The organism is Bacillus sp. FSL E2-8887 (genome assembly GCF_038007205.1).
GTDB classification, from domain to species: Bacteria; Bacillota; Bacilli; order Bacillales; family Bacillaceae_G; genus Bacillus_A; species Bacillus_A mycoides.
Genome location: NZ_JBBOWS010000001.1, coordinates 2,668,001 through 2,682,608, shown reverse-complemented (window position 1 = coordinate 2,682,608; position 14,608 = coordinate 2,668,001). Strand labels below are relative to the sequence as shown.

At 35.2% G+C, this 14,608-nt stretch carries 14 protein-coding genes; 13 read left to right on the top strand and 1 reads right to left on the bottom strand.

All coding sequences use genetic code 11. From position 1 onward, the window contains the following. The first annotated feature begins 64 nt into the window (after window positions 1–64). From NSQ08_RS13540 to NSQ08_RS13530, 3 genes are read left to right on the top strand one after another with little or no spacing between them, the layout of a single operon-like run. Complete coding sequence (locus NSQ08_RS13540; protein WP_078175730.1) at window positions 65–1,009, top strand: fumarylacetoacetate hydrolase family protein; 945 nt, start codon at window positions 65–67, stop codon at window positions 1,007–1,009. After that, complete coding sequence (locus NSQ08_RS13535; protein WP_340775722.1) at window positions 1,006–1,506, top strand: DinB family protein; 501 nt, start codon at window positions 1,006–1,008, stop codon at window positions 1,504–1,506. The genes NSQ08_RS13540 and NSQ08_RS13535 overlap by 4 nt, the downstream gene beginning before the upstream one ends. A gap of 14 nt (window positions 1,507–1,520) precedes the next feature. After that, window positions 1,521–2,633 (top strand): cupin domain-containing protein, encoded by a 1,113-nt coding sequence (locus NSQ08_RS13530; protein ID WP_061674876.1) that lies wholly within the window; start codon window positions 1,521–1,523, stop codon window positions 2,631–2,633. 68 nt (window positions 2,634–2,701) lie between these two features. Here NSQ08_RS13530 and tet read toward each other — a convergent pair whose 3' ends face one another. Beyond that, a complete protein-coding gene (gene tet, locus NSQ08_RS13525; protein ID WP_340775719.1) occupies window positions 2,702–4,645 on the bottom strand; it encodes a tetracycline resistance ribosomal protection protein in 1,944 nt (647 codons plus the stop codon). Between the two features lie 290 nt (window positions 4,646–4,935). Between tet and NSQ08_RS13520 the strand changes: the two genes are divergently transcribed. The 10 genes from NSQ08_RS13520 (at window position 4,936) to NSQ08_RS13475 (ending at window position 14,497) form a co-directional block, all read left to right on the top strand. Further along, on the top strand, window positions 4,936–5,364 hold the full coding sequence (locus tag NSQ08_RS13520; protein WP_000204168.1) for a MarR family winged helix-turn-helix transcriptional regulator: 429 nt from the start codon (window positions 4,936–4,938) through the stop codon (window positions 5,362–5,364). Between the two features lie 18 nt (window positions 5,365–5,382). Further along, the gene (locus tag NSQ08_RS13515) at window positions 5,383–6,021 is read left to right on the top strand and encodes a nitroreductase family protein (protein ID WP_000185377.1); all 639 of its coding nucleotides are present in this window, start codon (window positions 5,383–5,385) and stop codon (window positions 6,019–6,021) included. Between the two features lie 46 nt (window positions 6,022–6,067). Continuing rightward, entirely contained in the window at window positions 6,068–6,361 is a 294-nt protein-coding gene (locus NSQ08_RS13510; protein WP_000583822.1) for a putative quinol monooxygenase, read from the top strand. Between the two features lie 145 nt (window positions 6,362–6,506). Further along, on the top strand, window positions 6,507–7,439 hold the full coding sequence (locus NSQ08_RS13505; protein WP_088031134.1) for an AAA family ATPase: 933 nt from the start codon (window positions 6,507–6,509) through the stop codon (window positions 7,437–7,439). Then, on the top strand, window positions 7,436–8,545 hold the full coding sequence (locus tag NSQ08_RS13500) for a DUF58 domain-containing protein (RefSeq protein ID WP_340775714.1): 1,110 nt from the start codon (window positions 7,436–7,438) through the stop codon (window positions 8,543–8,545). The genes NSQ08_RS13505 and NSQ08_RS13500 overlap by 4 nt, the downstream gene beginning before the upstream one ends. 15 nt (window positions 8,546–8,560) lie before the next feature. Then, window positions 8,561–9,298 (top strand): signal peptidase II, encoded by a 738-nt coding sequence (locus NSQ08_RS13495; RefSeq protein WP_340775711.1) that lies wholly within the window; start codon window positions 8,561–8,563, stop codon window positions 9,296–9,298. Between the two features lie 349 nt (window positions 9,299–9,647). After that, a complete protein-coding gene (locus NSQ08_RS13490) occupies window positions 9,648–10,154 on the top strand; it encodes a DUF3902 family protein (RefSeq protein WP_215589823.1) in 507 nt (168 codons plus the stop codon). 424 nt (window positions 10,155–10,578) lie between these two features. Continuing rightward, a complete protein-coding gene (locus tag NSQ08_RS13485; RefSeq protein WP_215589822.1) occupies window positions 10,579–11,745 on the top strand; it encodes a serine hydrolase domain-containing protein in 1,167 nt (388 codons plus the stop codon). Window positions 11,746–12,107: 362 nt separating this feature from the next. Next, the gene (locus tag NSQ08_RS13480) at window positions 12,108–13,862 is read left to right on the top strand and encodes an adenine deaminase C-terminal domain-containing protein (RefSeq protein ID WP_340775699.1); all 1,755 of its coding nucleotides are present in this window, start codon (window positions 12,108–12,110) and stop codon (window positions 13,860–13,862) included. Between the two features lie 113 nt (window positions 13,863–13,975). Continuing rightward, window positions 13,976–14,497: a hypothetical protein gene (locus NSQ08_RS13475; RefSeq protein ID WP_340775697.1), complete on the top strand. Its 522-nt coding sequence runs from the start codon at window positions 13,976–13,978 to the stop codon at window positions 14,495–14,497. Window positions 14,498–14,608 lie beyond the last annotated feature (111 nt).

Genomic DNA, 14,608 nt, shown 5'->3' with positions numbered 1-14,608 from the left:
AAAGTTATACGTTACTATCGTTCAGGGTAGAATTTTCATTCATTTAAAGGAAAGGGAGATTACTATGAAACTTGTTACTTTTACACGTAATGGAGAAACGAGGATTGCTGCGTTAGAGAACGGGAATTTGATTGATTTACATGCTGCTTTTAAAGCGAAATTGACAAGCGAAGGAAACCTTCGGGCCGCTCAAATTGCAGAGGCGTATATACCAAAGGATATGAATGGATTTTTACAAGGTGGAACGGAAAGTATGAATTTAGCAAAAGATGCAATCGCTTATGCGCTTATGAAAAACCATGAAGATAAATTGGTTTTTGCAGAAGGTGAAGTGAAAATAGAAGCTCCCGTACCTGCGCCAGGAAAAATTATATGTGTAGGTCACAATTATCGTGAACATATTTTGGAAATGAAACGCGAATTACCTGCATTTCCAGTCATCTTTGCGAAGTTTGCCAATACAGTAATCGGTCCAGAAGATGATATTCCGTATTACCCGATTTCTGAACAACTAGATTACGAAGCTGAATTTGCTTTTGTAATCGGAAAGCGTGCTCGAAATATTTCAGAAGGAGATGCCCTCCAATATGTAGCTGGTTACACAATTGCGAATGATATTACTTATCGTGATATTCAGCGCCGTACGATTCAATGGCTTCAAGGGAAGACAGTTGAAGGAAGTGCTCCGATCGGACCATGGTTAATTACTTCAGATGAATTAACGAACCCATCTGGCTTGGAAATAGTTTTAACAGTGAATGGAGAGACACGTCAGCAATCTAATACTGCTAATTTAGTATTCTCGGTGCAATATCTCGTTTCGTTTTTATCCGGTTTAATGACACTAGAACCAGGGGATGTCATTTTAACAGGTACGCCAGGTGGTGTAGGTGTTGCACGTAATCCGCAAGTATTTCTTAAAGATGGAGATATCGTTCGTATTGAAGTTGATGGAGTAGGCGTACTTGAAAATAAAGTAAGACAAACAGTAGAGGTGCCAGTACTATGACGAAAAGCTTGCAAATCCACGCAGCCGAGTCTGTTTATGAATCAATCGATAAGATCAAGACTATTGTTAAGTCTTTGCCAGAGGAAATCATCTATTGGAAACCTTCAGAAGATGAATGGTCAATTATGCAAATTATTACACATGTAGTGGAAGCTATCCCATATTGGGCAAAAGAAATTAACAATATTAAAGTAAACCATGAAAACGTATGGGGCCGCGGTTTAACAGATGGAGTACGTCTACAAGCAGTATCAGAAGAGAATATAAACAAAAAATCTATAGAAGAAGTCATAGAGCAGCTGTCTTCTATACCACTCATCATAGAAAATGTACTAAACACATTAACAGACGAAGAGTTAAATATTCAGGCTCCAAGTCGTAATCCTCGTTTTAACAATAAGCCGATTGACTTTATCGTGAATCACCTCATCGTAGAACATACAGAAAAGCATTATAAACAAATCGAACGGAATTTATGTAAATTTAATGAGCAATAAAGGGGGCAAATAAAATGGCGGAAAAAAATGCTTTTTTTGAAAGTACACTCGTACAAGATTTCAATCGTGATATAGAACAATATCATCTCGGACCACTTTGGAACGCGATCCCAGATTTAATGAAACATACACCTGAGCCTCATGCACAAGCGTACCTTTGGAAATCTGAATTGCTTCAAAAGAAGTTAACGGAGGCGACACAAATATTTACACCAGACCGCGGGGGAGAACGCCGGGCCATCTACTTTCAAAATCCTGGACTTAATTATAGAAAACCTTGGGGATGGGCATCGACCACCCAAACATTATATGCAGCGGTTCAATTAATACAACCTGGAGAAACCGCTCCGTCACATCGGCATGTTCAAAATGCATTACGTTTCGTCATGGAAGGAGAAGGGGCTTACTCAATTGTGCAAGGAGAGCGTATTTTCATGGAACGAGGAGACTTTTTAACAACTCCAAATGGACTGTGGCACGGACATGGTCACACAGGTGACAAACCGATGATTTGGATGGATTGCCTTGATATTCCGACCATTTATTATCTCGGCGGTACGTTCTTTGAGCCGTATCCAGAAAAAATTGAACAGCCAAACGTGCCGGACAATTATACTGCTCAGCGTTATGAAGGTGGAATGGTTCGACCGGTTTCGGACCGATATGCAAAGAAAGCTCCACTTAGTTCCTACAAATGGGCAGGGACGGCAGCAGCGCTTAACGGATTAAGTCGTTTTGAACCAGATGCTTACGATGGTTATGCTGTTGAATATATAAATCCATCGAACGGCGAAACAGCGTGTCCAACGATTGCAGCTTGGATGCAAAAGTTACCGAAGGGATTCAAAGGAAAAGCACATCGCCATACACATGCATCAATTTATCATGTGCATGAAGGGGCAGGATATACAATAATTAATGGTGTTCGCTTCGACTGGTCTAAAGGGGACTTCTTTGTTGTACCAAACTGGGCATGGCACGAACATGTTGCGCTAGAAAATAGTTATGTATTTTCAACAAACGACCTGCCTATTTTAGAAAAGTTCGGGTTAGAGCGGAAACAGGAATATGAGAATAATAACGGATATCAAACGATCACTGGAGAGTTTGAACCAGCTCTACCTTGATATTGTATAAAAAAGTGCCCTCTAGTAAAGAAAATATCATACAAGAGGGCACTTTTTCTATTTGTTAATTAATAAGCCTTCAACACATGAAGTAAATAATCTTTCCGATTTAGCGGATTAAAGTCAACACGTTTTCGAGTAGGGAAGGGAGCCGTCAGCTTTGTGAAACCAGTTGGCTTTGTTATAAAGATACCTTCTCCTTCAGTAAATGAATGGAGCATTCGTTTGAAATTCTCTGTTTTTGCAACAGGTAATGATCCTGTTAAATGGTAAGAATCATTATGCAACGTAGGCTCTGCAAAAGTTGCTGGGATAGCAGCTAGTTTATACATTGCGGTACTAATTGCGTGCTCCGGAACAGTTAATTCAAATTCATTTATTGGTTCAAATACACATGTTTTGGCTTGTTTTAAAGCATCCATTAATACGAGCGGTGTTAAGTTTCTAAAGTCACTCGCTGTTGTAACGGGGCTTGCATAACCAGAATGTGTTAATGTGACGATAATATCAGTAACTTCCCATCCGTATAAACCTTGTTTTAACGATTGAAATACTGTATCTTCAATCGCTTTATGAAATGCTAAAGGTAGTGATCCAAGTTCAACGCCTAAGTTATACGTTATGCCAGAGTTAAGTTCACCACGTTCAACTTTGAAACCGATTGTTGCGTAAAAAGGATTCTCTTTTTCGCCCATTACATCAAAGCTATTCCCTATGCCAATTGGTTTTTCAATACATACAACTCGCGTGTTTGAAAAGGTAACTTGTAAATTGTATTTTTCATAAAGTGTTGTTTCGATAACTTCTTTTTGTACTTCACCGAAAAGGCGAATGTATAGTTCATTATGAACATCGTCTTTCCAAACTTTAATGAGAGGATCTTCTTCGCATAGCTCCATAAGTGCAGCGTATAAATCATGAATTCGCTCTTTAGGCACTGCTTCAATAGTAGCTTCCATTTGTGGTTCGGCAAAGTGAATATCCTTTATATAATCCGTCCGCTTACCGATAATATCACCAATTTTAATTTTCGTAAGTCCCCACACTTTGCAAAACTCTCCGCTTTGAACAGTAGAAGATTGAACGGCATCTCCATTATGAAACATGCACATTTTTTTAATCTTTTCCTTATGTGGTAGAGACTCACTACGCTGAATATCAACATATTTTCTAACGTGTAAACAACCAGAAAATAGTCTTACGTAAGCAATCTTTTCGCCAGAAGATTCACGTTCAATTTTAAAAACAACACCGGATAATGTTTCATCTTGTGCCGATTTAGTAGCTGGAATTAAGGATGAAATATTTTTAAGTAATTCAGTTACTCCTATACCTGTCATTGCTGAACCAAAAAAGATAGGAAACACATTTGCTTGCTGTATTTGCTTTTCGAGTTCTTTTCTTAATAGTGCATCCGGTATTATTTCGTTATTTACATATGACTCAAGCAATGATTCGTTAAATGGTGCTAATCGTTCAATACAATCGTCATAGGATTTATATTCAATAATCCGTACTTCCTTTGTACCTTCGTTTTCTACAGAGTAGAAGGGGCATACTTCATTTGAAAGAAGCTCTTTTATTTGTTTCACAACTTTTTCAGTATTTGCGCCACTACGGTCTATTTTATTAACAAATAATATAGTAGGTATGTTTAATTTCTGTAATGTCCGCATTAAAATCTTCGTTTGTGCTTGCACACCTTCAACGGCAGATATAACTAAAATGGCACCGTCTAAAACGCGGAATGATCGCTCCACTTCAGCGATAAAATCAGCATGTCCAGGTGTATCAATAACATTTACTTTTAAATCATCAATAAAGAAAGAAACGACAGATGCTTTAATCGTAATTCCGCGTTGTCTTTCTAATTCCATTGAGTCAGTTTGCGTATTGCCACTATCTACTCGGCCAACTTCTTTAATCACATTCGTTTCATAAAGAATACGCTCAGTCAAACTCGTCTTGCCAGCATCTACGTGCGCGACAATCCCTATATTTATTGTTGTCATATATAAATATCCTCATTTCATTTTCCATTTTCATTTCCTCGTTTCTATTTGTGTATTGCCGCATTACAATCACTCTCCAGTCATTTGAATTATTACTATTATAATGTAATTTACATTTTTTGTAACGTCATAAAACGTCTTATTTTGGAAAAATATTAATAGACGAATTTCAAAAAAATAAATAGTGAAAACAAAATGCTTGCATTATAAATCGATATAGATTATATTAATTGACATATCAACTATTGATACATCAAGTATTTTTATTTTGCATGTAAAGGAGGGGTAATTTGACAAGTTCATGCTCAAAAGAAGCAATAATTTTATATAAATTACACTTTCTAAATAAAGAAGTAAGTTCGAAGTTTGAAGGGTGTACGGGTATGAGTCAATCTAGACTAGAGCTTATACTTCAGTTATATGAAGTAGATGAAATTAGTCAAAAAGCACTTCAGCAAGAAGTGAATATTGATAATGCCGCGATTACGAGGCATTTAAAACAGCTGGAAGCAAACGGAATGATTACAAGACGTAAAAATCCAGATGATAACAGAATTACGTTAGTTTCTCTTACAGAAGAGGGGCGAAATAAAATTCAAGTGTATCAAGAGGAAAAAGAGCGTTTCGCTACTTCAGCATTTAAAGGATTAAGTGAAGAAGAACGCGACAATCTTTTAACGATGTTAGACCGCATTCAAGAAAATATAAAAGAACTTTAAAAAAGGGAGAATACAACTATGACTAACTCAGTAAAAACAAATGATTTTAACGAAATTTTAACAGGACGTCGTTCAATTCGTAAGTACGATCCTTCAGTAAAAATTAGCAAAGAAGAAATGACAGAAATTCTTACAGAAGCAACACTTGCACCATCTTCAGTAAACATGCAACCATGGAGATTCCTTGTTATTGAAAGTGACGAAGCAAAAGCAACACTGGCTCCACTTGCAAAATTCAATCAATCTCAAGTAGAAACATCTTCAGCGATGATTGCTGTATTTGGTGACTTAAACAACTTTGATAACGCAGAAGAAATTTACGGTACAGCAGTAGAGCGCGGACTTATGCCAGCTGAAGTAAAAGAAGATCAAATGAAAAAACTTTCAGGTTACTTCTCAATGGTTACACCAGAAGTAATGAAAGATACTGTACTAATTGACGGTGGTCTTGTAGCGATGCAATTTATGTTAGCAGCACGTGCTCACGGCTATGATACTTGCCCAATTGGTGGATTTGAAAAAGACCAAATCGCAGAAGCTTTCGGATTAGACAAAGAGCGTCACGTACCAGTTATGTTAATTTCAATCGGAAAAGCTGCTGACAGTGGTTATCCATCAGTACGTCTTCCAATTGAAAAAGTTGCTGAGTGGAAGTAATTTTATAACAAAACAGAAATAAGTGAGATATGAGAGGGGAAACACCATGATTATTATTCACGCAATATTTCAAGTAGATCCAGCAAAACAACAATCATTTTTAGAAGAAATTCAGCCACTACTTCATGGTTCAAGAGAAGAAAGTGGAAATGTATCTTACGATTTATATAAAGATACTGAAAAAGAAAGTGTTTATACGATGGTAGAAGTATGGAAAGATGAAGCAGCAGTTGCGAGTCATAATACGAGTGAACACTTCACATCTTTCGTTAGTAAAGCATCACAGTTTTTAACTGCTCCGCTTGATATAAAGGTTTATAGCGGTGAACTAGTAAAATAATATGGTTATAGAAGATGACTTTGGCGTATGCTGAGGTCATCTTTTTTATTTTGATAGGAATATAGTTACTTGTAATGTGATGTGTTATAATTTGGAAAATAAATATTCTTAATTTTAAAAATATTTAAAGGTGGTAGTGAAATATATGAACATATTAAAGAAAATCACTAACAATATTTCAAAGGTCATTATAGGGAAAAATGAATCGATTGAACTCGCAGCTATAGCTCTTATAGCAAGAGGACATATTTTATTAGAAGATGTACCTGGGACGGGGAAAACAACATTAGCGAAAAGTTTGGCTAAAAGTGTGGACGCTAAGTTCCAAAGAATTCAATTTACAGCTGATACTTTGCCTGGAGATGTTATTGGACTCGAATATTTTGATGTGAAGGAATCGGAATTTAAAACGAGGTTAGGGCCTATTTTTGCAAATATAGTATTAGTTGATGAAATTAATCGGGCTGTACCGAGAACACAATCTTCGTTACTTGAAGTTATGGAAGAACGTACTGTTACAATTGCGAAGCAGACACATTCATTACCAGAACCTTTTTTAGTTATTGCAACGCAAAATCCTCTTGAATCGGCTGGTACATTTCCTTTACCTGATGCTCAATTAGACCGATTTTTACTTACTATACGCCAAGGTTACCCTACGAGAGAAGCGGAAAAGGAAATGATGAATCGGTTCCAAACGAATGATCCATTAGAAACGCTGCATTCTATTATTTCGAGTGAAGAAATAATAAATATACAAAAACGTGCAAGGGAAGTGTTAGTAGGGAGTGATGTGCAAGATTATCTTCTTGAAATTATTGAAGCAACCCGTAAGCATGAGTTAATTGAAATTGGTGTAAGCCCGCGAGGCACATTGGCATTTATGCGGGCAATCCAAGCGCGAGCAATATTAAATGAAAGAGATTACTGTACACCAGATGATATAAAACTACTAGCTGCATCCGTTTGTGCTCATCGGTTAACGTTAACGATTGAAGGGGAGATGAAAACGACGAAAGAACAAATCATGAAAGAAATTCTTCATACGATTAGTGTGCCAGTGGAGAATGTACGATGAATCAACAGCTTGTGTATACACCTTTAGCGGAGCCTTTCGTAATAGGAGTTATGTCAGTTGTAGCCGTTATTTTATGTGTATTTTCAAGTAATCTACTCATATTATCTCTCGTATTTTTGTATTTAATTTTAATAGGCGCTACGCATATATATATTCGGAAAGTATCTCGCGTTAACTGGAAATACAATCAAGGTAATTCGAACGTTTTTATAGGTGAAACAAATATGTGCAAATTGAAAATTTTAAACAAGTCGATATTTCCTATTTTCAATATCGTATTTCGATTTAAATGTGAAAACAAGCTAACTTGGAATCATGATGAACTAAACAAAAATCATAGTACAGGTTCAAATTATTATTTGAATTTCAATATAAAAGGTGGAGAGACCGTTTCATTTGATTTACAAGCTGTAGCATTAAAAAGAGGTATCGCGAAATGGGAAGAAGTTGAAATTGTTATTACTGATCCATTTGGATTCATAACGAAACATATAACATATAAACAAGTTGATACGCCGTCCTATTTAGTTTTACCAGCCGTTCCGAAAATACAAGTTCCTGAATTACAAGAATGGTCACGCGGATTTCGAAAAGCAATGTCTTCTCCGCTATATGATGAAACGAAAGTAATGGGAGTGAAGTCTTATGAAAATGAAGATTTTCGTTCTATCCACTGGAGTGCAACAGCAAAAACAGGGACGATAACTGCGAAAAAATACGAACGAACACAATCTGATAAATATGCGATTTATCTCAATTTACAAAATAAAAGTGGCGTTTCTTTACGAAATGATATTGAAGAACTTATTGAATTAACCGCAGGCATATGCAAACAACTGCTCATGGAAGATTGTTCATTTGAGTTATGGATTAATAGTGTGAAAGGTAACGGATTGTTACATGTAAAGAACGGGGATAATCGGAAACATTTGCAAAATGTATTAAAGGTACTTGCCTCAATATCGGACCAAGATACGCCTGTATCTTCTTCTTATTTTTACACAGCTGGATTTCGTCGTAAGGAATTGGATGCGGTTCCTTTAATTCTTGGTACTTCTCCAAGGAAATATAGTAGAACGAATAAATGGATTGTAATTAAAGAATAAGAAAGGGCTTATGTCATGATTAATAAAAAGAGGCATATGAAAGTGAAGTTTTGGAGTGTAAGGGCTTTAATCATACTTTTTTTTGCGGTTAGTGCGATAACGTTATCACAAGGTGTTGTGCATGTACAAGACATAGTAAAAGAGCGTTTTTTTAGTGAGACTGAGACCAGATCGGAAAAGAATTATAACTTTATAAGCAAAGACGAACCGTATGATGATTCTGCAAGATTTATAGATGAAGAAACAGGAGATATAGGTATAAGAACGACAACGGATAGGAAATTTCCACCTTTCGAACGAGAAAGGTCATGGGGGGACGTATTTTCTGTTCTTTCAAATCCATGGATCACTATAGCGTTTTATGTGATTATCGCAGTGGTAAGTATATATTTTCTCCACAAATCTATTAGGAAAAGGTTGACGAAAACAGAAATAGAGCAGGAGAAACAATCTGTAACAAAAGAGAATACGGTAAGAACCGTAAAGGATGAAAAAGTCATTCATCAGTTAGAGCAACCGTTACCTACAGATATGATAAGGAAAAAGTTAGTTGAATGGGAAAGAACTTTACCATTTCACGAACAGCGAAGGTCTTATGAAACGATGCAACAATGGTTAAAACGAATATGTCGAACGAGAGATATTATTCCGATATATGAGTCTGTTCGTTATGGTGAAAAGACGTATACGGAGTTAGATGTTAAGAAAACTATGCGGTGGATAGATCGGGATGGAAAAGGGCGATGTGAATAGTAGAATGTGCTATATGAAAATAAAATGATGGCTGAGTTAATCTGAATATGAAAGTTATATAAGTAAATAAAATTAGCTGTAAATTAATTTTATTTACTTATATTTAATTGCATGTTAATGTATACTTAATTTTTTAATATCTCTACCAATGGAAAAAGAATATACAAGCTATATGGAACTCTTTGTAGAGTATTGCTTCTTTAATTGTTCATGAGTATATCTTTGTTTTATTAATATAGAATGAAAAAAGGATACATTAGAGCTAAACGATTAATGGGTAGCATGTTAATAAAAAATTACATGAGTTTAGTAAAAACTTATAATTTATTTTTAAGGGTGTGAAAATATAATGAAACCGGTATTGAAAAGCATACTTATTTCCTTTGCTTTTTCTGCAGTAGGGATGTGTTGGCTTCTGTTCATATTATTTAGAGGAGGCGGAGACTGGTTATTGTCTTGGATAGGTGTATTAATGGCATATTTATCTTTATACACTTTAATAGATTTATATTGTAAAAATACATACGAAAAAACATTAAATATAGTGCTTATAAAATCAACAGTTACTACCTTTAGTTTTGGAGTATTAGGAATCATATTTGGTATAATACACGAGCTATTAACACCATGGAGTCTCAGTTTAATGGTTTGGTATTGGTTGCTAACTCTACTTTTATTTTTAACGACCATAATATTATTAGTTAGTTTAGTATTTGTAAATCGTAAAGATCAAAATTTCCCCGGGGTATATAGATTACTTATACTTCTAAATTTACTTCTTACGTTAGGACCAGTATTGTGGCCACTATTTCTTACTATTATTGGAAATGGCATGAACGCTAGTGCAGGATGGTAAAAGTGAATGAAATAAAAAGTTGATATAGGGTTTTAAGTATGTAAGTGAACGTGTTCTGATAAATTGAAAACACGTTCTTTTTTATTGTTAATCTTAATATGAACTCCTTAAATTTATAAGATAATTCGATTGAGAAAAAGATATGTTACTGGAACAAACATATATGTACCTTTGAAACGAACACAATTAATGAAGCATCTTAAAAATAATAAAGACGAGGTGAAATGAAAATAAGGGCAGTTAAGTGGCTGTCCTTATTTTATATGCCCTTTTTATTTTCATGCATAGCTCTTTCTCAGTTTATCGTATCAAAATTTGAACGTAAGTATTTCGTAAGGAATGGATAAGAAAAAAGAGAGTTTTATCATATAGGATTAAAGTATAACTTGAATTAATCTTATATTAATAGAGGAGAGGGAGCCTTATGAAAAAATGTAATTCAATTAAGTTAGCAAGTTTGGCAGTTTTATTAGCGGGTACTACTCTATTCACACCAGGTTTTACTGTGAAAGCAGAGTCTGTTCAAAATTTATCTAGTCCGTCACAATCACATGATCAAAAGAATCGGAATGGTTGGAAACAAGTAATGCAGGAAACAGTACAGCTTGGAACCCCAGGAATATTAGCGAAGACGTCTAACAATGGAAAGATTAGTAGTTATACTGCTGGCGTCGCGGATTTAAATACAAAGAAAACAATGAAATCGGATTATCGTTTTCGGATTGGGAGTGTGACGAAGACTTTTACCGCTACGACTGTTCTTCAATTAGTAGGAGAAAATCGCGTGCAACTTGACGATCCAATTGAAAAGTGGCTACCCGGTCTCATTCAAGGAAATGGGTATGATGGCAATCAAATTACGATACGTCAACTTTTGAATCATACGAGTGGTATAGCTGAATACTTAAAGTCAAAAGACGCTGACATAATGAATTCGAGAAAAACGTATACAGCAGAAGAAATAGTGAAAATGGGACTTTCTCTACCCCCAGATTTTTCACCAGGTAAGGGATGGCTGTATTCAAACACAGGATACGTAATATTGGGAATGCTTATTGAAAAAATAACTGGAAATAGTTATGCGGAAGAAATTGAAAAGCGAATTATTGAACCTTTGGATCTGTCAAATACGTTTTTACCAGGGAATTCACCCGTTATTCCAGGAAAGGATCATGCTCGTGGGTATATGAAAATAGACGAAACAAGTGAATTGAAAGACATGACGTATTATAATCCGAGTTTAGCTAATTCAGCTGGAGATATGATTTCTAATGCGGACGATCTAAATAAATTCTTTTCATTTTTACTTGGTGGTAAGTTACTGAAAGAACGTGAGCTAAAAGAAATGCTTACTACAGTTCCTATAGAAGGAAAAGGTGTTGGTGATGGATATGGCCTTGGGATCTATGAGACTAAACTTCCAAATGGTATTTCAGTTTGGGGTCATGGAGGGGCAATTCCTGGATTTACAACTTTTGTTGGCGGAGTAATGGGAGGCAAACATACATTAGCTGTCAATATTAACTCTTTAGGTGCGATGGATGTTGTTACACAGTTTAATAAAATGATGCAAATTGAATTTAATAAATAGATGAAAAGAAAGCGAATGGGATCCTGCTTTAGTTGTAAATAAAAGAGATGCTTTTTAATTTCGCAAATAAGGACAGTATTAGCATTCATGGTATGGCAGCAATCAAGTATATGTAATAAATACGGATACAAGTGTAATTCAATCTTATAGTTTAGTATAAAAAAGATGTCAGTTGTGTGACATCTTTTTTATTTTGGATCAAAGAGATATGTTGTGAATTTTGAAAATTGTTATTTTTACAATCATTCCATATAATAAAGGGTATAGGGGATATACAGGGGAGTTATGAATGGAAAATACTTTAGTTAGTTAATTATTTTTGTTTTAATAAATAAAAGTAAATTGATGTGGAGTGAAATACATTGGGACAAAATCAGTTTAGATGGAGTAACACACAATTACGAGAACATGTTGAAGTAATAGATGGCACAAGAAGCCCGCACATTTTATTCAAGAATGCAACATATTTAAATTCCTATATGCGCGAGTGGGTGCAAGCAAATATTTGGATCTATGATGACCGCATTATATATGTAGGAGAAAAACTGCCAGAGCAACTACACGAATGTGAAGTCGTTGATTGTAATGGAAAGTATGTAGTTCCTAGTTACATAGAACCGCATGCACATCCATATCAATTATATAATCCAGAAACTTTAGCAAATTATGCGATGCAATTTGGCACAACTACTTTAATCAATGATAATTTAACTTTGTTTTTCACGTTACAACGTGAAGAAGCATTTCGTTTATTAGATGAATTTAAAAAGATTCCAGCAAGTATGTATTGGTGGTGTCGTTTTGATGGACAGACTGAACTGCAAAATGGGGAATCTTTATTTAATAGTGAAGAAATAATGGAGTGGCTGAAGCATGAAGATGTTCTTCAGGGCGGCGAGTTAACAGCATGGCCAAAACTATTAAATGGCGATGATGAGATGTTAAATTGGGTACAGGAAACAAAGCGGTTACAGAAAAAAGTAGAAGGTCATTTTCCCGGTGCGTCTGAATCAACGTTAGCGAAGTTAAAGTTACTAGGTACTGATTGCGATCATGAAGCGATGACGGGGCAGGAAGCATTAACACGTCTTATGCAAGGTTACATCGTTACTCTTAGAAACTCTTCTATCCGTCCAGATTTAGAAGTTTTACTGAAAGAATTGCTGGAATTAGGTGTCAAGCAATTTGATAGATTCATGTTCACAACAGATGGTTCACATCCGTCATTTTATGAAAACGGAATGACGAATAGGATGATAGAAATCGCGATAAAGCAAGGAATACCAGTAATTGATGCCTATAATATGGCAAGCTATAACATTGCTCGTTATTATAATATGGAGCATTTACACGGCGCGATCGCGACAGGAAGAATTGCAAATATTAATATTTTGGAAAGTAAAGAAAATCCGATTCCAATAAGTGTAATTGCAAAGGGGAAATGGATGAAGCGTGACGGAATAAACAAAAATGCATCATTACATATAGATTGGAGTAAATTCAAAGTAACTCCATTATCATTAGACTGGTCTTTAAAGAAAGAAGATATGATTTTTTCTGAAACAACAGGTATAAAATTATTAAATGATGTTATTTCAAAACCATATGTAACTGAAATCGACTTAAACGGTGAAGAACTTTCTCTAGATCATGATGAGTGTTTCCTTATGATGATTGCTCGTGACGGGACGTGGCGAGTGAATACAGTTGTAAAAGGCTTTGCAAATAAATTAGGAGGCCTTGTTAGCTCCTATTCCGGTACAGGTGACATCATCCTCATTGGAAAGAGTAAAGAAGATATGCTTACAGCTTTTCATAGGGTAAAAGAGCTTGGCGGGGGAATGGTAATAGCTGAAAAGAATGAAGTATTACACGAAATAGCATTACCATTGCTCGGGATTATGTCTAATTTGAAAATGAGTGAATTAATACAGAAAGAGAAAAAAATGGTGGAATTACTACAAGAGCGAGGATACACCTATAATGATCCAGCATTTACGATTTTATTCTTTTCTGCGACGCACTTGCCTTTTATACGGGTAACACCTATAGGATTATATGATGTGAAAAGTAGTAAGGTACTTGCTTCGCCGATGAAACTGATAAATCAATATTAAAAGGAAAGGTCCTATAAAAAATCTATTTTATAGGACCTTTCTCATTCTTAGCATAAGAATATCCTAAACCTCAAATAATATAGTATCTAAATCATTTGAGGTGATACTTAAATATGAAAAAACTATTGTATGTTTTAAGTGTATTTATTTTGTGCGTATCTATACAGCATGTGGTACATTCTCAGTCAAATGCACCAAGGTTATCTTCAAATTGTCTGGAAGAAAGTAAAATTCGTGATGAAAAGTATGTGAAAAACATTATGAATGACATTATATCTACATTTGATTTAAAGATTGATGAAAATAGTTTTTGGGAAATTAGTAAAAGAGACCTAGAGGCTGCGCATTTGATGTATGGCGGAAGGGAAAATGATTCTTATTATAATTCGCTAACTAAAGTTTATGATAGTGGTGGATATAGGGGAGAGCCTAGATTATTTGTGAAGGCGCAAGAAGCATTTTTACTTTATAAAGAAATAGACGATACTAATGTAATGAAACGCCTAAACCTTGAAAAAGGGGAATGGATTGTTACCGAAACGAAAAAGAAGCAAGGGAAAATCGTGGAATACAAGCCGTTACAATGTGAAAAAGATTATCTGAAAAAGAGAAATGAATATCATAATATAAAATGATGCAACGAAAATCTTGAATGGGAAAGTTTTCGTAAATAAATGTAAATTAATCGGTAGAAATCACTAGTAAGTTCGCCATAAAAAACGTCATTTTAATCATTAAAAATGACG

Excerpts from the sequence above, each read along its gene's own strand:
- NSQ08_RS13540 (WP_078175730.1), top strand. The coding sequence starts at position 65 with ATGAAACTTGTTACTTTTACACGTAATGGAGAAACGAGGATTGCTGCG.
- NSQ08_RS13535 (WP_340775722.1), top strand. The coding sequence starts at position 1,006 with ATGACGAAAAGCTTGCAAATCCACGCAGCCGAGTCTGTTTATGAATCA.
- NSQ08_RS13530 (WP_061674876.1), top strand. The coding sequence starts at position 1,521 with ATGGCGGAAAAAAATGCTTTTTTTGAAAGTACACTCGTACAAGATTTC.
- tet (WP_340775719.1), bottom strand. The coding sequence starts at position 4,645 with ATGACAACAATAAATATAGGGATTGTCGCGCACGTAGATGCTGGCAAG.
- NSQ08_RS13515 (WP_000185377.1), top strand. The coding sequence starts at position 5,383 with ATGACTAACTCAGTAAAAACAAATGATTTTAACGAAATTTTAACAGGA.
- NSQ08_RS13510 (WP_000583822.1), top strand. The coding sequence starts at position 6,068 with ATGATTATTATTCACGCAATATTTCAAGTAGATCCAGCAAAACAACAA.
- NSQ08_RS13505 (WP_088031134.1), top strand. The coding sequence starts at position 6,507 with ATGAACATATTAAAGAAAATCACTAACAATATTTCAAAGGTCATTATA.
- NSQ08_RS13500 (WP_340775714.1), top strand. The coding sequence starts at position 7,436 with ATGAATCAACAGCTTGTGTATACACCTTTAGCGGAGCCTTTCGTAATA.
- NSQ08_RS13495 (WP_340775711.1), top strand. The coding sequence starts at position 8,561 with ATGATTAATAAAAAGAGGCATATGAAAGTGAAGTTTTGGAGTGTAAGG.
- NSQ08_RS13490 (WP_215589823.1), top strand. The coding sequence starts at position 9,648 with ATGAAACCGGTATTGAAAAGCATACTTATTTCCTTTGCTTTTTCTGCA.
- NSQ08_RS13485 (WP_215589822.1), top strand. The coding sequence starts at position 10,579 with ATGAAAAAATGTAATTCAATTAAGTTAGCAAGTTTGGCAGTTTTATTA.
- NSQ08_RS13475 (WP_340775697.1), top strand. The coding sequence starts at position 13,976 with ATGAAAAAACTATTGTATGTTTTAAGTGTATTTATTTTGTGCGTATCT.